General features: G+C 67.8%; 20 protein-coding genes and 1 pseudogene. 14 read left to right on the top strand and 7 right to left on the bottom strand.

From position 1 onward, the window contains the following. Positions 1-169: 169 nt before the first annotated feature. A complete protein-coding gene (locus A5681_RS10805; protein ID WP_067273492.1) occupies positions 170-1309 on the bottom strand; it encodes an FAD-dependent oxidoreductase in 1140 nt (379 codons plus the stop codon). A gap of 104 nt (positions 1310-1413) precedes the next feature. Here A5681_RS10805 and A5681_RS10800 point away from each other — a divergent pair, with 104 nt between their 5' ends. Continuing rightward, the gene (locus A5681_RS10800) at positions 1414-1977 is read left to right on the top strand and encodes a TetR/AcrR family transcriptional regulator (RefSeq protein ID WP_067273489.1); all 564 of its coding nucleotides are present in this window, start codon (positions 1414-1416) and stop codon (positions 1975-1977) included. 67 nt (positions 1978-2044) lie between these two features. Here the strand turns inward: A5681_RS10800 and A5681_RS10795 are convergent, their stop codons facing one another. Beyond that, positions 2045-3517, bottom strand: coding sequence for an acetyl-coenzyme A carboxylase carboxyl transferase subunits beta/alpha (locus A5681_RS10795; RefSeq protein ID WP_067273478.1), 1473 nt, complete (start codon positions 3515-3517; stop codon positions 2045-2047). 27 nt (positions 3518-3544) lie between these two features. On the opposite strand from A5681_RS10795, the gene A5681_RS10790 reads away from it, so the two are divergent. The 7 genes from A5681_RS10790 to A5681_RS10760 all read left to right on the top strand — a co-directional run bounded on the left by A5681_RS10790 (position 3545) and on the right by A5681_RS10760 (position 10738). Then, positions 3545-4276 (top strand): enoyl-CoA hydratase, encoded by a 732-nt coding sequence (locus A5681_RS10790; RefSeq protein WP_067273475.1) that lies wholly within the window; start codon positions 3545-3547, stop codon positions 4274-4276. A gap of 5 nt (positions 4277-4281) precedes the next feature. Next, positions 4282-5394, top strand: a complete 1113-nt coding sequence (locus A5681_RS10785) for an MBL fold metallo-hydrolase (RefSeq protein WP_156737936.1) — start codon at positions 4282-4284, stop codon at positions 5392-5394. A 117-nt stretch (positions 5395-5511) separates the two neighbouring features. After that, positions 5512-7089, top strand: coding sequence for a serine hydrolase (locus tag A5681_RS10780; protein ID WP_067273473.1), 1578 nt, complete (start codon positions 5512-5514; stop codon positions 7087-7089). Continuing rightward, a complete protein-coding gene (locus A5681_RS10775; RefSeq protein WP_067273470.1) occupies positions 7086-9458 on the top strand; it encodes a cation-translocating P-type ATPase in 2373 nt (790 codons plus the stop codon). Before A5681_RS10780 ends, A5681_RS10775 begins: the two co-directional genes overlap by 4 nt. A gap of 61 nt (positions 9459-9519) precedes the next feature. Further along, the gene (locus tag A5681_RS10770) at positions 9520-9708 is read left to right on the top strand and encodes an antitoxin (protein WP_067273466.1); all 189 of its coding nucleotides are present in this window, start codon (positions 9520-9522) and stop codon (positions 9706-9708) included. Positions 9709-9712: 4 nt separating this feature from the next. Continuing rightward, complete coding sequence (locus A5681_RS10765) at positions 9713-10186, top strand: SRPBCC family protein (RefSeq protein ID WP_067273464.1); 474 nt, start codon at positions 9713-9715, stop codon at positions 10184-10186. A gap of 117 nt (positions 10187-10303) precedes the next feature. Then, positions 10304-10738 (top strand): hypothetical protein, encoded by a 435-nt coding sequence (locus A5681_RS10760; RefSeq protein WP_067273460.1) that lies wholly within the window; start codon positions 10304-10306, stop codon positions 10736-10738. Positions 10739-10742: 4 nt separating this feature from the next. Here A5681_RS10760 and A5681_RS10755 read toward each other — a convergent pair whose 3' ends face one another. The 5 genes from A5681_RS10755 to A5681_RS10735 all read right to left on the bottom strand — a co-directional run bounded on the left by A5681_RS10755 (position 10743) and on the right by A5681_RS10735 (position 16237). Further along, positions 10743-11222 carry a VOC family protein gene (locus tag A5681_RS10755; RefSeq protein WP_067273457.1) on the bottom strand — a complete coding sequence of 160 codons (480 nt, stop codon included), beginning with the start codon at positions 11220-11222 and terminating at the stop codon, positions 10743-10745. Then, positions 11222-12736, bottom strand: coding sequence for a carotenoid oxygenase family protein (locus tag A5681_RS10750; RefSeq protein ID WP_067273455.1), 1515 nt, complete (start codon positions 12734-12736; stop codon positions 11222-11224). Before A5681_RS10750 ends, A5681_RS10755 begins: the two co-directional genes overlap by 1 nt. A 1-nt stretch (position 12737) precedes the next feature. Then, positions 12738-13964, bottom strand: a complete 1227-nt coding sequence (locus tag A5681_RS10745) for an acetyl-CoA acetyltransferase (protein ID WP_067273452.1) — start codon at positions 13962-13964, stop codon at positions 12738-12740. A gap of 254 nt (positions 13965-14218) precedes the next feature. After that, on the bottom strand, positions 14219-15631 hold the full coding sequence (locus A5681_RS10740) for an MFS transporter (RefSeq protein WP_067273449.1): 1413 nt from the start codon (positions 15629-15631) through the stop codon (positions 14219-14221). Positions 15632-15967: 336 nt separating this feature from the next. Continuing rightward, complete coding sequence (locus tag A5681_RS10735) at positions 15968-16237, bottom strand: hypothetical protein (RefSeq protein WP_156737935.1); 270 nt, start codon at positions 16235-16237, stop codon at positions 15968-15970. Between the two features lie 348 nt (positions 16238-16585). On the opposite strand from A5681_RS10735, the gene A5681_RS10730 reads away from it, so the two are divergent. From A5681_RS10730 to A5681_RS10710, 6 genes and pseudogenes are all read left to right on the top strand, one after another. Beyond that, positions 16586-18067 carry a DUF4185 domain-containing protein gene (locus A5681_RS10730; RefSeq protein WP_067273434.1) on the top strand — a complete coding sequence of 494 codons (1482 nt, stop codon included), beginning with the start codon at positions 16586-16588 and terminating at the stop codon, positions 18065-18067. 84 nt (positions 18068-18151) lie between these two features. Beyond that, positions 18152-18292, top strand: coding sequence for a hypothetical protein (locus A5681_RS27085; RefSeq protein WP_156737934.1), 141 nt, complete (start codon positions 18152-18154; stop codon positions 18290-18292). 46 nt (positions 18293-18338) lie between these two features. Continuing rightward, positions 18339-18572 carry a hypothetical protein gene (locus A5681_RS10725; RefSeq protein ID WP_067273429.1) on the top strand — a complete coding sequence of 78 codons (234 nt, stop codon included), beginning with the start codon at positions 18339-18341 and terminating at the stop codon, positions 18570-18572. Between the two features lie 238 nt (positions 18573-18810). Continuing rightward, the gene (locus A5681_RS10720; protein WP_067273427.1) at positions 18811-20406 is read left to right on the top strand and encodes a GMC family oxidoreductase; all 1596 of its coding nucleotides are present in this window, start codon (positions 18811-18813) and stop codon (positions 20404-20406) included. 25 nt (positions 20407-20431) lie between these two features. Next, positions 20432-21655: pseudogene (locus A5681_RS10715) on the top strand (CaiB/BaiF CoA transferase family protein). After that, positions 21652-22089 carry a nuclear transport factor 2 family protein gene (locus tag A5681_RS10710; RefSeq protein ID WP_067273425.1) on the top strand — a complete coding sequence of 146 codons (438 nt, stop codon included), beginning with the start codon at positions 21652-21654 and terminating at the stop codon, positions 22087-22089. The pseudogene A5681_RS10715 and the gene A5681_RS10710 overlap by 4 nt, the downstream one beginning before the upstream one ends. The last annotated feature ends 110 nt before the right edge of the window (positions 22090-22199 follow it).

Here is a 22199-nt window from a genome sequence, read left to right as displayed (position 1 = left end):
TACGTTTTCGACGCTGCGCCGAAACTGCGCGCTGGTATCGGCGCGACCGCGTCAATATCTTTGGCGGGACTGGACATTCGCTTGTCAGTCGTTCCGCCGCGACTCGCGGTCGTGGTGACCGTCCAGCGCACCGGGCCTGCTATTCCTGTTGGACCGGTGTGGATTTGGATCATTCGGTGGTGAGCCCACTCAACCGTAGCGCCAGCCGCCGGCGCACCGCCGGAACCCCTGCGGCCAGGCGCATTCCGGTGTTGCGCAGGGGGCGCAACGGGCGTGGCAGGGTCGCCACCCGCGTCAGGCGCCCCGTCAGTGTCAGCACCCGCTCCGCGCGTCGGCGTTGCGCGGCGCTGTAGGCGTCGAGCGCGGTGTCCGAGCCTCCCCGCAGGACCTCGGCGAGCGCCCCGGCCAGCGCCACCGCGTCGGTGATCCCCAGGTTCATCCCCTGGCCGCCGGCCGGGCTGTGCACGTGGGCCGCGTCGCCGGCCAGCAGCAGTCGGCCGGCCCGATAGCTGTCCGCGACGCGGTGATGGATGTGGAAGCGCGATCCCCACACCAGTTCGGTCACAACCGTTTGACCCGGCCCGAAGCCGCGGGTGTCCAGTAGCGCCTGGACAAACTCCGCCGAAGGTTGTTGCGGCGCATCGGCGGTGGGGGCGACGACGCGGAAGATGTCACCGGGCAGCGGCGCCAGGACGGTCAGGCCGTCTTTGGCGTAGAACAGGATCACCTCGTTGCCGGGCGCTTCGCCGGTCACGCGGACGTCGGCGAGCGTGAAAGACTCCGCGAATTCGCCACCGGCGAAGCCGATTCCGGCCTGGTTGCGAACGGCGCTGTTCATGCCGTCGGCCCCGACCGCGTAGTCGGCCCTGACGATGTCGCCGTCGTCGAAGGTGGCTGTGACCCCGTTCGCGTCCTGGGTGATGCGGTGCAAAGTCTTGGGGCGGATCACCTCGCCGCCCAGTTCCCGCAGCCGCTCGAGCAGCAGCCGCTCGGTGTCGGCCTGAGAAAGCATCAGGGTGTACGGATGCTCGGTCGGCAGCTCGCTGAAGTCGACGGGGATCAAGACGCGCCGGCCTTGCCGCATGGTGAATCGCGGCGCGATCACCCCGGCCTTGACCATCCGCCTGGTGACGTCGAGCTCTTCGAGAACTTCCAGGGTGCGGGCGTTGATGGCCGCGGCGCGGGACGTGTTGGCGCCCGCCGCCAGCTTGTCCACCACGGTCGCCTGAATGCCTCGGCGCAGGAGTGCGGCGGCGAGTGTCAGGCCGGTCGGACCTGCGCCTACCACCAGGACATCGGTGTCTTTCATGGTCGGCCCTTCTCCTCGCTCTTTTAGTCAACGCTTGTTGGCATATCTCCATGCTGGCGCGCCAATGGCCCGATGTCAACAGTTGTTGGCCTACAATTGTTGACATGAGAAGGTCGTCGGACGAGACCAAGGCGGTGATCCTGGCGGCGGCCCGCGAGCGCTTCGGCGCGGTGGGCTTCCAGGGCGCGACGATTCGGGCCATCGCCGCCGACGCGGGGATCGACCCCGCGATGGTCATGCGCTACTACGGCAGCAAGGACAAGCTGTTCGCCGCCGCGGCCGAATTCGACTTGCGGTTTCCCGACTTCACGACGATCGACCGGGCGCAGGTCGGGCGGTCGCTGGTTCGGCACTTCCTCGAACGCTGGGAAGGCGACGAGGCGCTGGTGATTCTGCTGCGGTCCAGCACCACCAACGGCGAAGCGGCGCAACGGATGCACCAAATCTTCGGTGCCCAGATCCGGCCACTGGTCGATGCCTTCGTGCCGCCCCCGGAGTCCGGCCTGCGGGCCGGGCTGATCGCGACCCAGATTCTGGGGATGGCGTTGTGCCGCTTCGTGTTACGGCTGCCCCCGGTGGTGCAGATGAGCCGTGACGAGATCGTCGACTGGCTCGGCCCCACCATCGCGCGCTACCTCGGACTGCCGGATGGGGAGCGCGAGACTTAAACCATGGCGGCGCTTTCCGGCGTGTCGTGTGCATGGTTTAAGTGTCGCGAGTCGCTCTGGCGCGATTTCAGGGCAACCCGATGCGCCGATAACGCTGCAATCGGGTGGCCAGCCGCGCGTCGGCCGGCAGCGCGCGCAGCCCGTGCACCTCGGCGGCGATGGCACGCGAGAGGCGCTGACAGAACTCGACCGGTTCGTCGGCGGCGTCGGGATGCTCGGGCACGACGGCGTCGACGATGCCAGAGGCCAGCAGGTCGGCCGACCGAATGCCTTGCGCGGCAGCGAGTTCGGGGGCGTGATCGGTGTCGCGGAAGACGATCGCGCTGGCGCCTTCCGGCGGCAGTGGCGCCAGCCAGCCGTGCAAAGCGGCCAGCACCCGGTCGGCGGGCACCATCGCCAGCGCCGGGCCGCCGCTGCCCTGGCCGAGCAGCACCGACACCGTCGGGGTATCGAGCGTGACCAGCTCGGCCAGGCACTGGGCGATCTGGCCGGCCAGCCCGCCCTGTTCGGCCTCGGCCGACAGCGCGGGCCCCGCGGTATCGATCACCAGCACCAGCGGCAGGCGCAGCTCGGCGGCCAGCGCCATCCCGCGCCGGGCCTCGCGCAGCGACGCCGGGCCCACCATCCCGCCCGTCACCCGCTGCTGGCCCAGCACCACCGCGGGCTGACCGGCGAAGCGGGCCAGCGCCAACAGGGTCGTCGCCGCTTCCCCCTGCCCCGTCCCCGACAGCAGCACCAGATCGGTGGCCCCGTGGCGCAACAACAGCCCGACACCCGGACGGTCGGGGCGCCGGGACGCGACCACGGAGTCCCACGCCGGCACGTCGGGGATGGGTTCGGCCGGCGAAGCCGCCGGTAGCGGCTCGGGCGCGTCGGCGATGACGGTCAGCGCGCGGTTGAGCATCCGGCGCAGCTCGTCGACCGCGACGACACCGTCGATCACGCCGTGGCGGTGCAGGTTCTCCGCCGTCTGGACGCCCTCGGGGAACGGTTCGCCATAGAGCAGCTGGTACACCCGGGGCCCGAGGAAGCCGACCATGGCACCCGGCTCGGCCACCGTGACATGGCCCAGCGATCCCCACGACGCGAACACCCCGCCGGTCGTCGGGTTGCGCAGGTAGACCAGGTAGGGCAGGTGGGCCCGCTTGTGCAGTCGCACCGCGGCGGCGATCTTCACCATCTGTAAAAACGCGACCGTGCCCTCCTGCATGCGGGTGCCGCCGGAACTCGGCGAGGCCAGTAACGGCAGGCCCTCGGCGGTCGCTCGCTGCACCGCGGCGGTGATCCGCTCGGCCGCCGCCACGCCGATCGAGCCGCCCAGGAAGCCGAACTCGCACACCACGACCGCCACCCGGCGCCCGTAGATGCGGCCCTCGCCCGTCAGCACCGATTCGTCCAGGCCGGTCGCCGCCCGCGCGTCGGCCAACTCGCGCGAATACGCCTCGCTGACCGGGATGGCGAGCGGCTCGCTGTCCCAGCGGACGAAGGAACCGTCGTCCAGCACCGCGTCGCGCAGCTGAGCAGCCGTGATACGACTCACGACACGAGGCTATATAGGGTGGCTGCCATGATCGGTGTTACCCAGGCCGAAGCCGTGCTGACCCTTGAGCTGCAGCGGCCCGAACGCCGCAACGCCCTCAATTCCCAGCTCGTCGAGGAGTTGCGGGAGGCCTTCCAGAAAGCGAGCGACGGCACGGTGCGGGCCATCGTGCTGACCGGCGAGGGCACGGTGTTCTGCGCCGGCGCGGACCTGAGCGGTGATGCGTTCGCCGCCGACTACCCCGACCGGCTCATCGAGCTGCACAAGATGATGGATGCCACGCTGATCCCGCTGATCGGCGCCATCAACGGGCCCGCCATCGGCGCGGGCCTGCAGCTGGCCATGCGATGCGATCTGCGGGTCGTCGCACCGGAGGCGTTCTTTCAGTTCCCGACGTCGAAATACGGTCTGGCACTGGATAACTGGAGCATCCGGCGGTTGTCTTCGCTGGTCGGTCACGGCCGGGCCAGTGCGATGCTGCTGACCGCCGAGAAGCTGACCGCCGACGCCGCGTTGCAGACCGGAATGGCCAACCGCATCGGCACGTTGGCGGACGCCCAGGCGTGGGCCGCCGAAATCGCCGGCCTGGCCCCATTGGCAATCCAGCACGCCAAGCGGGTGCTCAACGACGACGGTGCCATGGAGGACTCGTTGCCGGAGCACAAGGAGCTCTTCGACAAAGCGTGGAAGAGCCAGGACGTCATCGAGGCCCAGGTGGCCCGCATCGAAAAGCGGCCGCCGAAGTTCCAGGGGGCCTGAGCGTCATGCTGCGGGGGGCGCTGCGGCTGGCCGCGGGTACGGCGTCGCTGGCGGCCGGCAGCTGGGTGGTCCGGGCGCTGCACGGGGCGCCGGCGGCCCTCGGTGCGCACCCCGCCGCCATCCGGGCGGTGGCCGAGGGATCACCGAACTACCGCGACGGCGTGTTCGTCAACCTCGACCCCGCCTCGGACTTCGTCATGGACCGCGAGGAACTGCGGCTGGTCGTCTGGGAGCTGATCGGCAATCGCGGCGTGGGCCGGCCGGCTTCGCCGATCCCGTTGGCCGCGCCGGCGATCTTCGATGGTGATCCCCACCGGCTCGCCGTCAGCTGGTTCGGCCACTCGACGGCGCTACTGGAAATCGACGGTTACCGGGTGCTGACGGACCCGGTATGGAGCGACCGGTGCTCACCGTCGGACATCGTGGGGCCGCAGCGGCTGCATCCGCCGCCGGTGCAATTGGAAGGGCTGCCCGCCGTCGATGCGGTGGTGATCAGCCACGACCACTACGACCACCTCGACATCGACACGGTGATGGCTTTGGCCCGCACGCAGCGGGCCCCCTTCTTCGTACCGCTCGGTGTCGGCGCCCACCTGCGAGCGTGGGACATACCCGAGCACCGCATCGTCGAACTCGACTGGCATCAGAGCGCCAAGGTCGACGAGCTCATCGTGACTTGCCTGCCGGCACGGCACTTCTCGGGTCGCTTCCTGGACCGCAACACCACGCTCTGGGCATCGTGGGCCTTCGTCGGGCCGAATCGTCGCGCGTATTTCGGCGGCGACACCGGCTACACCAAGAGCTTCGCGCACATCGGCGAAGAGCACGGACCGTTCGACCTGACCCTGCTGCCCATCGGGGCCTACAACACCGCATGGCCGGACGTCCACATGAATCCCGAGGAGGCGGTCCGGGCGCACCGCGACCTCACCGAGGCCGGGCTGCTGGTACCGATCCATTGGGGCACCTTCCGGCTGGCCCCCCATCCGTGGTCCGAGCCGGTCGAGCGGCTGCTCACGGCCGCGGAACCGGAACGGGTCAACGTCGCGGTGCCCGCCCCGGGCCAGCGCGTCGATCACGCGGCGCCGGTCAAATCGAACGCCTGGTGGCGGCTCTGATTCGGGGCCGAGCGCCTTCTCACGCCACCGCCCATGATTCGCTTGCTTCTTTCGCAGGGGGGTGCTGCGACCACACGTCAGCCCCGGCGGGCATCGTCACCGGGCTAGAGTTCCGCCATGACCAAACGCGCGGCCGCGGCCGCTGTCGCGGTGCTGCTCGGCGTGACCGGATGCGGACCCGCGCAGCCGGCTTCCAGCCCGCCCGCGCTCTCTGACGCACCGCCCAACGAGGTGTCCGGCGTTGCGATCCCCGCCGGCCGCATCGACGACGCCGTCGCAAAAGTCGACGGCCTGGTCGGCGACCTGATGAAGGGCACCGGCGTCCCGGGAATGGCCGTGGCCATCGTCCACAGCGGGAAAGTCTTGTACGCCAAGGGCTTCGGCATCAAGGATGCCAGCAAGGGGCAGGGCCAGGACAACAAGGTCGATGCCGACACCGTCTTCCAGCTGGCGTCGGTGTCGAAATCGGTCGGCTCCACGGTGGTTGCGCACGAAGTCAGTGACAATGTCGTCGCCTGGGACACCCCGATCGTGGCCAAGTTGCCGTGGTTCACGCTCAGCGATCCCTACGTCACCGGCCACGTGACCGTCGCTGACCTCTATTCGCACCGGTCCGGGCTGCCCGACCACGCCGGTGACAAACTCGAAGATCTGGGGTACGACCGACGGCAGACCCTCGAGCGACTGAAGTTCCTGCCGCTGGCCCCTTTTCGGGCCAGCTACGCCTACACCAACTATGGCGTGACAGCGGCCGCCGAGGCGGTGGCCGCCGCGGCGGGGAAGTCCTGGGAGGACCTGTCCGACCAGGTGCTCTACCGGCCCCTCGGAATGGCCTCGACGAGTTCGCGATTCGCCGACTTCGTCGCCCGGCCCAACCGCGCGGTCAACCACATCAAGATCGCCGACAGGTGGGAGCCCCGATTCCAGCGCGACCCCGACCCCCAGTCACCGGCGGGCGGCGTGAGTTCGTCGGTGAACGACATGGCCCGCTGGCTGATGATGTTGCTGGGCAACGGAACTCACAATGGCCAGCGGATCAGCTCGCCGGAGGCGCTGCTGCCTGCCGTGAGCCCGCAGGTGGTTTCGGTGCCCGCAAAGGTGCCCGGGGCGCGGTCCGGGTTCTACGGATACGGCTTCAACGCGTCGGTCGATTCCTCGGGGCGCACCCAATACAGCCATTCCGGCGCTTTCGATCTGGGGGCGGCCACGAACTTCGTGGCGCTGCCCTCGCAGGACCTGGCCATCATCGCGCTGACGAACGGTTCGCCCTACGGCATCCCGGAAACGCTGACCGCCCAATTCGTGGATCTCGTTGAGTACGGCCAGATCCGCGAGGACTGGGGTGCGCTGTACAAGAAGGCGATCGGCTGGCTGAACAATCCGGAGGGCTCGCTGGTCGGCAAGCAGCCGCCGGCCAACCCCGCCCCGGCCCGGCCGCTCGGCGACTACACCGGCGTGTACGCCAGCGACTACTGGGGTCCGGCCGTCGTCACGGAACGCGACGGCGTCCTGCAGCTGGCGATCGGACCGAAGAACCCCCCGGTCGCCCTGACGCATTGGGACGGCGATACCTTCACCTTCGGTCTGACCAACGAAAACGCCCCGCCGGGAACGGTTTCCAAAGCGGTGTTCTCCGGCAATACGCTGTACCTGGAGTACTACGACTCCGACAAGCTGGGAACGTTCACCCGATGATCGCCGGTCTGACCGATGCCGAGGTGGCGCAGCGGGTCGCCGACGGCAAGAGCAACGCCGTCCGGGAACGCGCCACCCGCAGCATCCCGGACATCGTGCGGGCCAACGTCTTCACCCGGATCAACGCGATCCTGGGCGTGCTGCTGCTGATCGTGTTGGCGACGGGCTCGGTGATCAACGGGATGTTCGGCCTGCTCATCGTCGCCAACAGCGTCGTCGGCATGGTCCAGGAGATCCGGGCCAAGCAGACGCTCGATGCACTGGCGATCGTGGGGCAGGCGAAACCGTTGGTGCGCAGGCAGTCCGGGACTCGGACTCTGCCGCCGGACGAGGTGGTGCTCGATGACATCATCGAACTCGGGCCTGGCGACCAGATCGTCGTGGACGGCGAGGTCGTCGAAGAGACGAACCTCGAGATCGACGAGTCGCTGCTGACCGGTGAGGCCGACCCGATCGGCAAGGCCACCGGCGACGCCGTGATGTCGGGCAGCTTCGTCGTCGCCGGGACCGGCGCCTACCGGGCCACCAAGGTCGGACCGGAGGCTTACGCCGCCAAGCTCGCCGAGGAGGCCAGCAAGTTCACCCTGGTCAAATCCGAACTGCGCAACGGCATCAACCGCATCCTGCAGTTCATCACCTACCTGTTGGTGCCCGCCGGCCTGCTGACGATCTACACCCAGTTCTTCACCACCCATGCGGGCTGGCGGCAGTCGGTGCTGCGGACGGTGGGCGCGCTGGTGCCGATGGTGCCCGAAGGACTCGTCTTGCTGACGTCGGTCGCATTCGCCGTCGGGGTGATCCGGCTCGGCCAGCGCCGGTGCCTGGTGCAGGAGCTGCCCGCCATCGAGGGGCTGGCCCGCGTCGATGTGGTCTGCGCCGACAAGACCGGCACCCTGACCGAAAACGGCATGCGCGTGGCGGGGGTCGAGGAACTCGAAGCGGCGCAACGGGACAACGTCGAGCAGGCGCTGGCGGCGTTGGCCGCCGCCGACCCGCGTCCCAACGCCAGCATGCAGGCGATTGCCGAGACCTATCAACGGCCACCCGACTGGACCGCCACGGCGACCGCGCCGTTCAAGTCGTCGACCAAGTGGAGCGGGGTGTCCTACGGGGACCACGGCAACTGGGTGATCGGGGCGCCCGACGTGCTGCTCGACCCGGCGTCGGCGGCGGCCGAGCGGGCCGAGCGCATCGGCGCGCAGGGGTTGCGGGTGTTGCTGGTCGGCACCGGTGACGTGGCCGTCGACCACCGGGACGCCCCCGGCCGCGTCACCCCCCAGGCGCTGGTGATCCTCGAACAGAGGGTACGCCCGGACGCCGCGGATACATTGGATTACTTTGCCGAGCAAGGTGTTTCGGTGAAGGTGATCTCCGGCGACAACGCGGTGTCCGTCGGTGCCGTCGCGGACAAACTCGGGCTGCGCGGTGAGACGATGGACGCGCGCCGGCTGCCGTCGGAGCCCGCGCAACTGGCCGACGCGCTGGATGCCTACACCACGTTCGGCCGGGTGCGGCCCGACCAGAAGAGGGCGATCGTGCATGCCCTGCAATCGCACGGGCACACCGTCGCGATGACCGGCGACGGCGTCAACGACGTGCTGGCCCTGAAGGATGCCGACATCGGCGTCGCGATGGGCGCCGGCAGCCCGGCGTCGCGTGCCGTCGCGCAAATCGTGTTGCTGGACAACAGGTTCGCCACCCTGCCGTATGTCGTTGCCGAGGGCCGGCGGGTGATCGGCAACATCGAGCGGGTCGCCAACCTGTTCTTGACCAAGACCGTCTACTCGGTGCTGCTTGCGCTGCTGGTCGGCATCGAGTGCCTGTTCTCCAAGGCGATCAAGGCCGACCCCCTGCTCTACCCGTTTCAGCCGATCCACGTGACCATCGCGGCGTGGTTCACCATCGGAATCCCGTCGTTCATCCTCTCGCTCGCCCCCAACAACGAACGCGCCAATCCGGGCTTCGTCCGACGGGTGCTGAGCTCGGCGCTCCCGTCTGGGCTGATTGTCGGCACCGCGACCTTCGCGTCCTACCTGCTGGCCTACCACGGCCGGCACGCCAGCTTTCAGCAACAGGAGCAGGCGTCCACCGCGGCCCTGATCACGCTGCTGATGACGGCGTTGTGGGTGCTCGCGGTGGTCGCTCGCCCCTATCAGTGGTGGCGGGTCGCGCTGGTCATCGGCTCGGCCGCGGCCTACGTCGTGATCTTCAGCATCCCGCTGGCCCGCAAGGCGTTCCTGCTCGACCCGTCCGATGTCGTGGTGACCTCGACCGCCGTGGGGATCGGTGTGCTCGGCGCCGCCGCCGTCGAGGCGATGTGGTGGATCCGGGCCCGGATGCTGGGCGTGCAGCCGCGGCTGTGGCGCTGACCACCGGAGAGCGCGGGCCCGCAGGGTTAGTAGGATTTCCGGCGGGGAAAGGACGGGGTACATGGGATTCTTCGACAAGGCCAAAGACCTGCTGTCGCAGAACGCCGACAAAGTCGAGTCGGCGATCGACAAGGCCGGCGAATTCGTCGACGACAAGACGCAGGGCAAGTACTCCGACACCATTCACAAAGTGCAGGAAGAGGCCAAGAAGGCGGCCGAGGCCGCGGCAAAAGGCGACAACCAGAACTGAGCTCATGGCGAAACTCTCCGGATCCATCGACGTCCCGCTGCCACCCGAGGTGGCATGGAAGCATGCCTCCGACCTGTCCCGGTACAAGGACTGGCTGACCATCCACCGGGTGTGGCGCAGCAAACTGCCCGACGACATCGACAAGGGCACGGTCGTGGAGTCGATCGTCGAAGTCAAGGGCATGTACAACCGGATCAAGTGGACGGTGGTGCGGTACAAGCCGCCGGAAGGCATGACGCTCAACGGCGATGGCGTCGGCGGCGTGAAGGTCAAGCTGATGGCGAAGGTGCAGCCCGCCGAGGAGGGCTCCATCGTCAGCTTCGACGTCCACCTCGGCGGCCCGGCGCTGTTCGGGCCGATCGGCATGATCGTCGCCGCCGCCCTGCGGGGCGACATCGACACGTCACTGCGAAACTTCGTCACGGTGTTCACCCGGCCCGACCCCGGCATGAACGGACACGGCGCCGCTCGCCGCTGAGCCTCGGGCGCCTCGCTCGCTCGAGTGTCACGCCAGCGTGGCGGCCGTCGTCGGGCGCCACGCGAGCGTGACGTTCGATCCCACGGCGGCGGTCTCACGTGGGCTAATCTCCCTAGCATGACTCGCCGGCTGCGCCCTGGTTGGCTGGTGGCGCTTTTCGCGTTGGTGATCTCGGCCAGTGCGTGGCTGCCGTGGCTGACGACGGCCGTCAACGGCGGGGGCTGGGCCAACGCCATCGGGGGCGCGCACGGCAACCTGGAACTTCCGCGCGGGTTCGGCGCCGGCCAGCTCATAGTGCTGCTGTCGTCGGCGCTGCTGGTCACCGGCGCGATGGTCGGGCGCGGCCTGTCGGTGCGGCTGGCTTCGATTGGCGCACTGTTGATCTCGCTGCTGATCGTTGCGCTCACGGCATGGTACTACAAGCTCAACGTCAATCCGCCGGTGTCGGCGCAGTACGGCCTTTACGTCGGCGCGGTGGCGGCGGTGTGCGCGGTGGTGTGTTCGATCGCCGCGGTCATCGCGGCGGTGGCTTCGCGGCGGTCCGGCCGCTGAGGACCTACGGCGACGGAAACTCGTGTTTGCCGGAGCTGGCGCTCTCGCTCGGCTCGTTGACGCCGAACACGAAGGGCGCGAACACGATTTCCCGGCCGTCCGGGTCTCGGTAGGTGACGGCGCCCGTCGCCTCCCAGTACGGATGCTGTTCGACCGGCTCGTGTCCCTCGGCCTGCAGCCGCGCGATCGCCGCCTGCTGTGCCTGGCGGTCGGGGAAGTAGAGGCACAGCTGTTCGTGGTGGTCCACCGCGACGGGCTCGACGGACTCCACGATCTCCAGGGTCAGGTTCCAGCTGGGTAGGCCGAAGATGGCGCCGTTGCTGCCGTAGCTCTCGCCGAACGTCTCGAAGAGCGGCAGCCCGACGACCTCGCGGTAGAACCGCACCGTGTCTTGGAAATTCGATGACCGGCGCGCGAACCGGATGCCGCCGATCGGCGCCAGCTCCGGCGGCCAGTGCGTGGTGCGGCGGGGATGGTGGGCCATCACAGCCCAACCGCTCCGGCCGCCGACTCCGCGGTGTGCCAGTGTCGCAGCTGTTCCCCGGGTGCCCACGTGGAATGCGTGCCGCTCGAGATGCGCTCGGGCAGTTGAAGTTTGCACACCGGTCCGTCGGCGATTCGGCCGGCGTCGAAGACCACGCAGTAGGAGGCGTCGGTGTTCATGTCGGTGGTGAGCGTGACGAGGTAGCCGTCGTCTTCACCGGTGGCGCCGACCCGCGGCGCCATCGCCGTCTCGCTTCCGTAGACGCCTTCGCCGAAGGAGAATTCCTGTTGGCTTCCCGTCCGTAGGTCGTGTTTGACCAGCCCGTCGAACAGGAACCAGCCGGGTTTGCCGGTGGCGGCGTAGGCGTAGCGGTAATTGCCCGCGGCGTAGTCGGGGTTGATGGTGCCGAACTCGGTGATGGAGTCCGACAGCCGCTCCTCCCGCACGGTGCCGGTGGCCAGGTTGAACCGCCAACGGTGCAGCCGCGACTGCAGCCGGTCCAGCGCCAGGAAGCGAAACAGCTTGTCCCACTTCGATCCACCGGTGTCGGCCGGCGAGGGATCGCCCTCGAAGAAGCCGTCGAGCACGATCTCGTCACCCTCTTCATACGCGTTCACGAAGTGCAGCACGAACGTCGGGTCCGCCTCGAACCACCGAATGTCACCGGGGCCGCCGAGGCGGGGGAGGATCGCGAAGCGCGACGGGATGTCGGGATAGAAGCGCGGCACGTGCACGTCGTGTTCGAGCAGGGCGGGATCCCAGAACAACGGGAAATCATTGAGAATGACGTAGTTTTCGGTGAAGGCCATGTCATGGGGCAGCCGCGGTCCGGGCAGTTGGATGTCGACGTAGTGGACCAGCTCGTTGCTCTGGTCGACGACGCCGTAGCGCATGTAGGGGTCGCGCTTGCTGTAGCTGAAGAACAGCAGCTCGCCGGCCTTGGCGTCGACCTTGGGGTGCGCGGACACGCCCCACTCGGTGGGGAACCGCCCGTTCCAGGTCTCCTTGCCCAGGTTTTCACCCGAATACGGATTGACGCGGTAGAGGTCGCCGCACTGGTAGAAGCTGGTCAGCGCGACGCCCCGGTGCACGACGACGTCGGTGCTCGATGCGTCCTTCATCCGGGTGCGTGCGCCCCAGCCCTTCTCGCGCTTGGCCAGTTGCACCGGCTCGGCCAGCCCCGGCCACAGCGGCTCGCCGGCCTCGCTCTCCGCCAGGAAGCCGTCGGTCCGCACGAAACGGTTGCGGTAGAACGCCTTTCCGTCGCGGAAGCCGACCATGTGCAGCATGCCGTCGCCGTCGAACGGATGATAGGTCTTCAGCGCCGGGTGCAGCGGGTTCTCGGTGTTGCGGAGGTAGATGCCATCCAGGTCGCGCGGGATTTCCCCTTCCACGGCGGTGAGGTCGTCGGCGTCCCACTCGGTGGTCTGGGGACGCCACGGTCCGGTCCGGTACGGGTGGTCGTCGTCCTCGGGCAGGGTGGACAAGAACTTGCCGACGATCGCGACGTCCACGTCACACACCTTCTGCCGAGCTGACAACGAAACTCACCGTGGTGGCGGTGCTGCCGCCGAAATTGAGGGTGCCGAAGGTCTTGGCGCCGTCGACTTGATACTCACCGGCCGCGCCGCTGACCTGTTTGGCCGCGTCGAGCAGCATGCGCACGCCCGAGGCCCCGACCGGATGGCCGCCGCCGATCAACCCGCCGCTCGGATTGATCGGCAGCCGGCCGCCGATTTCGATCTCGCCGTTTTCGATCGCCTTCCACGACTCACCCGGGCCGGTCAACCCGATGTGGTCGATCGCCAGGTACTCGCTGGGGGTGAAGCAGTCGTGCACCTCGTAGCCGTCGAGGTCGTCGAGGGCAAGCCGCGCGCGCCGCAACGCGTCCCGGACGGCGGCCCGCACATGCGGGAGCACGTACGGGTCGTCGGCGGCTCGGTCCAGCTTCTGGCGCAGACCCAATCCCACCGTGCGGTGCCCCCACCCGTCGATGCGGCCGATGGGGCGCGCCTCGGGATGAGCGCGCAGATAGGCATCGCCGACCAGAACCAATCCCGCGCCGCCGTCGGTCATTTGGCTGCAGTCGAACCGGCGCAACCGGCCCTCCGTGATCGGGTTGGTCGCGTCGTCGTCCGTGATGGGGTCGGGGACCGTCCAGTCGCGCGTCTGGGCGTTGGGGTTGCGCCGCGCGTTCGCGAAGTTCAGCTGCGCGATGGCCCGCAGGTGCGCGTCGTCCAACCCGTAGCGCCGGTCGTATTCGTCGGCAACCTGAGCGAACATCGACGGCCACAGGTAGCGGGCGTCCGCCCCCTCGTGACCCGTCCAGGCGGCGGCACCAAGGTGCTGGGCGGCCGTGTCGCCGGGCACGGTTTTCTCGAGCTCGACCCCCAGCACCAGCGCCGTGTCGTAGGCGCCCGACCGCAGATCCGCCATCGCGGACAAGGTCGCGATGCTGCCCGACGCGCACGCCGCTTCGTGCCGGGAGGCGGGGGTGTCCCAGAGGTCGGCGCAGACCGTGGCCGGCATGGCGCCCAGGTGGCCTTGAGCGGCGAACATTTCGCCAAAGGCATTCCCGACGTGCACCACCTCGATGTCGGCGGCGCTCACCTTGGCCGCGCCGAGCGTGCCGTCGACGACCTCGGCGGTCAGGGCGGCGAAGTCGCGGCCCTCTTTGGTCATGTTGCGGGCGAAGTCGGTTTGCCAGCCGCCCAGGATCCACACGCCCGCCGAGCCATCCATACGCCGCACGGTACTCCTGGATCGCGTCGACGTTGAGGCCTATCCGCGAGGGGGCGGGGCGGAGGGGCGCCCAAAATGGGGCGGCCCCGTCGGCTCTCGGGCTGAACCGACGGGACCTAGGCGGACGCGAAGGCCGGCCGACGCGTTCGCCTCTCATGGAACATTGCCCCGTATGACGGCCGACAAACATGCGGAGTCAACCTCGCGCCCTGTTCGACGGCGCGATCGCGCGGGCGTCGAGGCCGCGCGCCGGCCTAGACGGCGCCCGGGACGAGCTCGGTGGGGTCGGGCCCATCGGGCTGACCTGCCGTGATGCCCGACTGTTTGCGGGCGTCGGCCAAGTCGATCGCCGCCAGGTCGATGCCTTTGGTCTCGACGGCGGTGACGACGGCCACGGCACTCACCGCGGCGGTCGCCGCCAGGTACCACGAGATGGGCACCGCGGATTTGTAGGTCTCGAGCAGGCGCACCGCGATGATGGGTGCCAGGGAACCGGCCACGATCGAGGTGACCTGGTAGCCGAGCGACACCCCCGAATAGCGCATGCGGGTGGGAAACATCTCGGCCATGGCGGCGGGCTGGACCGCGTACATCAGGCCGTGGATGACCAGGCCGAGGACGATCGCCGACAAGATGATGGCGTTGCGGCCGCTGTTCATCATCGGGAAGGCGAAGAAGCCCCAGGTGCCGGCGCAGACCGCGCCGATGAAATAGATTGGGCGCCTGCCAAATCGGTCACTGAGCCGCCCGGCGAACGGGATGACGACGAAGTGGACGGCGTGCGCCACCAGCAGCCACCACAGGATGGTCTTGGTGTCGGCGTGCACGTGGACCTTCAGGTAGGTGATGGAGAAGGTGACGACGAGGTAGTACATGGTGTTCTCGCCGAGCCGCATGCCCATGGCGGTGAAAACACCACGTGGATAACGCTTTAACACCTCGACCACGCCGAGCCGGGCGGTACTGACGCCCTCGAGCTGGCGTTGCGCTTCGTAGAAGATCGGCGCGTCCGTCACCTTGGTGCGGATGTAATAGCCGATCAGCACGACCACCGCGGACAGCCAGAAGCCGACGCGCCAGCCCCAGCTCAGGAATGCCCGGTCCGAGAGTGTGGAGGTAAGAACCAGCAAGACGACCGTGGCCAGCATGTTTCCGCCCGGCACGCCGGCCTGCGGCCAGCTGGCCCAGAAGCCGCGACTGGACTGCGGGCTGTGCTCGGCGACCAGCAGGACCGCCCCGCCCCACTCGCCGCCGACGGCGAAGCCCTGCGCGAACCGCAGCGCCACCAGCAGGGCGGGGGCCCAGTACCCGATCTGGTCGAAGGTGGGCAGGCATCCCATCGCGAACGTGGAGACGCCGACCAGCAAGAGGCTCAGCTGCAGCAGCCTCTTGCGGCCGTAGCGGTCGCCGAGCTGACCGAAGACGATGCCACCGAGCGGGCGGGCGGCGAAGCCCACGGCGTAGGTCACGAAGGCGGCCAGGATCGCGTCGAGTTCGTTGCCGCCGCGGGGAAAGAACACCTTGCTGAAGACCAGGGTCGCGGCGGTGCCGTAGAGGAAGAATTCATACCATTCCACGACCGTGCCGGCCATGGAGGCCGCGACCACCCGGCGCAGATACGCCTGGCTTTCGAAGAGCTTGCCACGCAAACCATTACGGTCACTCATCGGTCGCCCTCCTTGGCGGGCCGCCCACCCGGGGCGTCGGCCGAGTTTGCCGAGACCGGCGTTGTCGCCACACCGCGGCGACGGTGGGTGTGCTGGCGGATGGGAGCGTACCTGGCGCGGGCGCCCGACGCACGGCGTCCGGGCGGTCACCCGGGCGCCTGGCACGCCCGTGGGACTCGGGCGTCCCAGCAGTCACTGCGAGACGGTCACACGCGGCCGTGCCCGCCTCACAGCGACACCGGGGATGACCGCAACGTCACGAGCGGATTGTCGCTCGGAGGCGGGCAATTACCCGCGCGGTGACGCGCGCGAAGGGCGTTGTGTCGCCGGCGATCGCTACGGCAGCGGTGGTGCCGGCGGAGCCGACGGGGCCGGCGGCGCCGAGAGCGTCGACGGCGGCGCCAGGGTGGTGAGCGGGGTTGGCGTGGTGGTGGGTGCCTGGGTTTCGGTGCCGGCCGGCGCCGCCGACGTGACGGGGCCGGGATCGTGGCCGAGCCACGCGGCCGTAGCGACGGAAACGCCGGCGACCGCCAGCAGTGCGGAGCGCTGATATTTCATCGGCATCTTCCTTATCGACGAGACTTGGATCCGTAATACGAATCTCATCAATCCGTATTACGGATCACAGCATCACGGAAGAATAACACCGGATCCGGCGCTGGCAACACCCACGGACGCGCCGATAACGTCGCTCGCCAAGCCTGGGCTACGGCGAATCCTGCGCGCCTACTACGGCAAATGGCGGATGACTCGCACGACTGTGTCATTAGCCCACAAGGGGCAGAAGCTAATTGGCGGTCCGGCGGAGTTCACGTCCGACTCGCTGCGTTGCGACACGGTCACGGATGGATACCTATCAACGCATCACTAGTCACAACAGACGCTCTAATCACTATCGTCACATGAGCCAACTGCGGACGTCAATACGATCCCCCGCCGCTCGAAAGGTGTTACATGTCGGCGATTCTTCGAAGTGTGTCGCTCTCGATGGCGTCGGCGGCCGCGGTCGGACTCGTCTTCGTGGTCGGGCCAGCGCCGTCGGCCTTCGCCACCCCGTGTGGCGCACCGGAAGCGAACGTGGAGCCGCCCGTCGCACCGCCGGCGATGCCCGCACCGCAGCCGGTCGTTCAGCCGCCCACCGGACGCCGGCCGACCCACACGAATGACCAGGCGCCGCTGCCCCGGCTCGGCCCGCTGATCTCCCAATTCCTCAAGCCGACAACTCCGGGTCGCCAGGTCGCCCCGATGCGCCCGCAAGCGGAGGTCCTTCCCCCTGGTCCCAATCCGCCCGTCCCCGGTCTGCCGCAGCCGCCGAACGCCGGTCAGCTCCAACCCAACGCCGCCCCGGTTCCGCAGCCGCAACCCCAGCCGGCGCCGCCGCCGCCCTCGATCGCGGGCGCGCCGACGTCGCTCGTCGACTGGGTGACCGGCCCTGACGGCCCCAACAAAACTCTGCAGCGTTTCAGCATCTCGGGCACCGACCTCGGGATCGCCTGGGACAACGGCGATCCGATGAATCGCCAGGTTCTGATGGCGTTCGGCGACACCTTCGGCTACTGCAAGGTCAAGGGTCAGCAGTGGCGCTACAACACGCTGTTCCGCAGCTCGGACCATGACCTGTCGCACGGCATCCACATCGCGGACGGCGTCCCCAACGACCGGTACTCCGGTTCGCCGGTGTGGACGACGAGCCTCTCCAAGCAGGTCGTCAACACCATCCATAAGGCCGCGCACGAGACCGGGATCATCCCGACCGCAGGCATCTCGATCGGCCGCACGCAATACATGAGCTACATGTCCATCCGGCAGTGGGGCCGCGACGGCGAATGGAGCACGAACTATTCGGCGATCGCCCGATCCAATGACAACGGCCAGAACTGGGGCATCTTTCCGACCTCGATCCGAACGGCCTCCGCGGACGCCATTCCGGGAGCCGGGTTCACCCCGGGCAACGAGAACTTCCAAATGGGTGCCTTCATGAAGGGCAACGACGGTTACCTCTACCAGTTCGGGACCCCGTCGGGTCGCGGCGGCGCGGCATTCCTGTCGCGGGTGCCACCGGGCCAGTTGCCCGACCTGACGAAATATCAGTACTGGAACGGGGACGAGGGCGGCCGCTGGGTGCCCAACAACCCGGGCGCGGCGACGCCGATCTTCCCCGGCCCGGTGGGCGAGATGTCGGCCCAGTACAACAGCTATCTGAAGCAGTACCTGGTGCTCTACACCAACGGCGGCAGCAATGACGTGGTGGCGCGGACCGCACCGGCCCCGCAGGGGCCGTGGAGCCCGGAGCAACCGCTCGTGTCGTCCTTCTCGATGCCCGGCGGCATCTACGCGCCGATGATCCACCCGTGGTCGTCGGGCCGGGATCTCTACTTCAACCTGTCGCTGTGGTCGGCATACGACGTGATGCTGATGCACACCGTCTTGCCCTAATCGTGACCGTGTCGCACCCCAAATAGTCGGCAAAGCAGGCGCACCCTGAAGAAAGCGGGGGCCCAGCGAGAGAGGAGATCGGCGATGATCACCTTCGAGAACCCGGCCACGTCGACCGCCGGCAAGCCGCGGCGGCCAGACATCGAGGTGCGCATCGAGGGTGTGCACCGCCGAGACGGCGCCGTCCGCCTGGGCATCGTGCTCGACGGTCGGATGGCCACATAGCCCAGCGCATCGCGGCCGGCCGGACGGGCCGGGGCAATATATACGCGTGAGTTGGGCGAAGCGCGACGCGAGGGCGCTCGCGGAGACGAGTCTGACCGGCGACGCGTTGCTCGCCGAGCTGGAAGACTATGTCCGCGCACACAATCCGCAGTTGACTGACGTCCGGCTGGAGCGGGCGACCCCGACCGAGGAGTACGACACCGCCGCCCAACCGCCGAGGCGGTGGTACGACGTCACCTACCTGGCCGACGATGGCGAGGGCTACGGCATTCGACCGTAAGCCTTGCGGCCGAAAGGCTTGCCGGTTCCTAGGCCGACTACACCAACACGCAACGCGCCCGGTGACGATGCCACTGGGTTCGAGAATTGCTGCCGATCATCTCAAATCGTCAGGCGCGCGCAGGACCGCCTCGACGCTGGGGATTCGCTGAGGTACTTCCGTCGCTGAGCCGCCGAGGCTACTCTGCTGAGAACGCTGTTCTCGTACAGCGAGTACACCGAATCGGGAAAGGCTGACGGTGAGCGAGTTCGACTACGTCGTGGTGGGTGGCGGGTCTGCGGGGTGCGTATTGGCTGATCGGCTCAGTGCGGACCCTGGCAACAAAGTCTTGCTCCTCGAGGCTGGCGGCACCGACCGCAACCCGTTGGTGTCGATGCCCAAGGGCTTCGCGTTCTTGATGAAAAACCCGCGCTACGTGTGGGAATACGACGTGGAACCGTTTGGGCCGCACCGACAGCAGGAGCATTGGGTCAGGGGCAAGCTACTCGGCGGGTCGAGTTCGATCAATGGGCTGGTCTACAACAGAGGACAGGCGGCCGACTACGACGATATTGTCGCCCGCGGCAATCCCGGCTGGGGTTGGGACGAGATGCTGCGCGTCTTCCGGACTATCGAGGATCACAGTCTGGGCCCCTCCGCGGTCCGCGGCGCCGGCGGCCCCCTCGGTGTAAGCGTTATCAACACCCACGACGAGGTCTCCGAGGCGCTGATGGATGCCGCGACCACTCTGGGCATCAAGCGGGTCGAGGACATCAACGCCTCCGACGAGGAGCGCACCGGGTACACCGCGGCCACGATGCGGAAGGGTAAACGAGTCAACTCCGCGAAGGCTTTTCTGTATCCCGCTTTGAAGCGGCCCAACCTGACGGTGCTGACCGGCGCCATCGCCCAACGAATCGTCTTCGAATCCGATCGCGCCGTGGGTGTGGAGGTGAGTTCGGCCAAGGGCAAGCAGGAGCTTCGAGCCTCCCGCGAGGTGATCATTTCGTGCGGGAGTTTGGCAACTCCGAAGCTGTTGCAACTGTCTGGGATTGGGCCGAAAGAAGTATTGGCCGCGGCCGGCGTCGACGTCAGGGTGGACAGCCCGCGGATCGGCGAGGGATTGCGCGAGCACCGGTGCATACCGCTGCAGATGCGGCTCAAAGAGAACAAAGGCTACAACCGGTTTCTGTCCACTCCTGTTGGCCAGGCACGCGCGGGGCTGCGATATTTGACCACCCGCAAGGGGCCGATCGGCACCGCCGCCTACGACATGCTCACCTTCATCCGCGCCGACCCGGCCGGCGAACGGCCCGACGCGCAAGTGCTTATGACACCCTTCTCGTTGGGTGTCGGGCCCGTTGACGGGGGCATCGAAGGCCGGGCGGGGCTATCCCTCCTGGGCTTCGTACTGCGGCCGACCAGTCAGGGCTCGGTGCGGATTCGATCGGCCGATCCCAGTCAACCGCCGCGCATCGAGGTCGCATACCTCGAAACCGATTACGACAAAAGGGTATCGGTGGCAATGTTCCGGCGCATGCGGGAGATCGTCGAGCAGCATCCCGTGGTCGACATGATCTTTTCCGAGATCGAACCTGGGCCCGCGGTCGACGACGACGACAGCATCCTGCGGGCAGGACTGCTCTACGGCGGCGCCGGGTATCACGCGTCCGGGGCGTGCGCGATGGGCCCGGCGGAATCCGACCCGTTGGACTCCCGCCTGCGTGTGCGTGGGGTGCCCGGGCTGCGCGTCGTCGACGTGTCCATCCTGCCGACGATGGTGGCGGGCAATCTCAACGGCCCCATCATGGGGATGGCATGGCGGGCCGCCGAAATGATCCTCGAGGACCGATGACCGATCGACAGTTAGGACAGTTGCCATGACCGCTGTGATGCAAGGGATCCGCGTACTCGAGGTCGCCGAGCACACCTTCGTTCCCGCGGCTTCGGCAATCCTGTCCGACTGGGGTGCGGACGTGATCAAGGTGGAACCCGCCGAGCGCGGCGACGCGATGCGAGGCATCATGTCAACCGGCAACCTAGGCCTCGACGGTGGTGCGTGGCATCCGCTGCTTCAACATTCGAATCGCGGAAAGCGAAGCATCGGTTTGGATTTGAGCACGCCCGAAGGCGTCGACATCCTCTACAAGTTGGCAGCGACCTGCGATGTCTTCCTGACCAACAAGCTGCCCGCGGTTCGGTTTAAGCTGCGCATCGACGTCGACGACATCCGGGCCGCCAATCCCAACATCGTTTACGTGCGTGGATCAGGGTTCGGCTCGCGCGGCCCGGACGCCGATCGCGGGGGATATGACGTGCTGGGATACTGGTGCCGCGCCGGGGTCGCCTACGGGGCCAAACCCGTTGAGTTCGAGGCGATTCCGGGCCAACCCGCCCCCGCGTACGGCGATTCGATCGGCGCGATGACCATCGCGGGCGGCATCTCGGCGGCACTGCTGCATCGCGAACGCACGGGCCAGCCGCCGGTTGTCGACGTGTCGCTTCTCGCCACCGGAATGTGAGCGATGGGGGCCGCCATCGCGTTGTCGCACGAGTTGAACCATCCGTGGGGCCCATTCCCGGTCGGCACAGATGTGGGCAACCCGCTGGTGGCCACCTACCAGACATCGGACGGGCACTGGTTGCAATTGGCGTGCCTGCAGGGATTCCACTACTGGTCCGAGACTTGTCGGGTGATGGGCCTGGCCGAGTTGGTCGATGACGAGCGGTTCGCCGATGTCGCAAGCTTCGCCGCGAACAGCCCCGTCGCGAGGTCGATCCTCGCCGAGCGATTTGCCTCTGCGCCGCTGGCCGAATGGAAGCAACGCCTTGGCGACTTCCGTGGCCAGTGGGCGCCGGTGCAGGACTCTATCGAGGTGACCGCCGACCCACAGGTCATCGCCAACGGGTATGTGGTTCAGGCCGAGGCCGCCTCGGGTGAGAAGCACCCGCTGGTGGCCACGCCCGTCCAGTTCGACGAGGAGTCGGCGCCGACGCGACGCGCGCCCGACTTCAATGAACATGGGGACGCTATTTTGACCGACGACCTCGGCATGGACTGGGAGGACATCATTGATCTAAAGGTCAAGGGTGTTGTCGCGTGACCGCCGCCGACGCGTTGGTCGACGAGCTGCGTATCCGCGGGGTGATCGAGCGCTACTGCGCGTTACTCGACAGCGGTGCGACCGATGAACTGCTCGACTTGTTCGACGAGGGGTGTTCCTTCGCCGCGATGGGACGTAGCTACCGGGGCCGCGCCGAGCTTGCGGCGCTGTGGGCGGGTCTGCGCCCCACCGACCGCCCTGGCACCCTGCATGCCGTCGTCAATCCCGTCATCACCGTCGACGGCGACCATGCGAGCGCTGTGAGTGGTTGGGCAATGCTCGACCGAAGCGGTCAGGCAGGTACGACGGTCATCGCTCTGGCGGGGCGCTACCTGGATAGCTTGGCCCGCGGATCCGACGGGGTGTGGCGCTTCACCGATCGCCGCGTGCAGACCCTTGCCCGGCCGGCGACGACGGCCGAACAACCCACGTGACGGGCCTGTGCGCCACCGAAATCATGGCATGTTCTCATCGGGAGCACTACGTGTATCCGCGAGCCGAGGCCAACGTTATCGGCTAATGGAAACGCCGAATCGCTACGCTG

The organism is Mycobacterium scrofulaceum, from assembly GCF_001667885.1.
In the GTDB taxonomy this organism is placed as follows: Bacteria; Actinomycetota; Actinomycetes; order Mycobacteriales; family Mycobacteriaceae; genus Mycobacterium; species Mycobacterium scrofulaceum_C.
The sequence above is the reverse complement of the archived record's forward strand: the minus strand, read 5'-3'. Positions and strand labels throughout refer to the sequence as shown.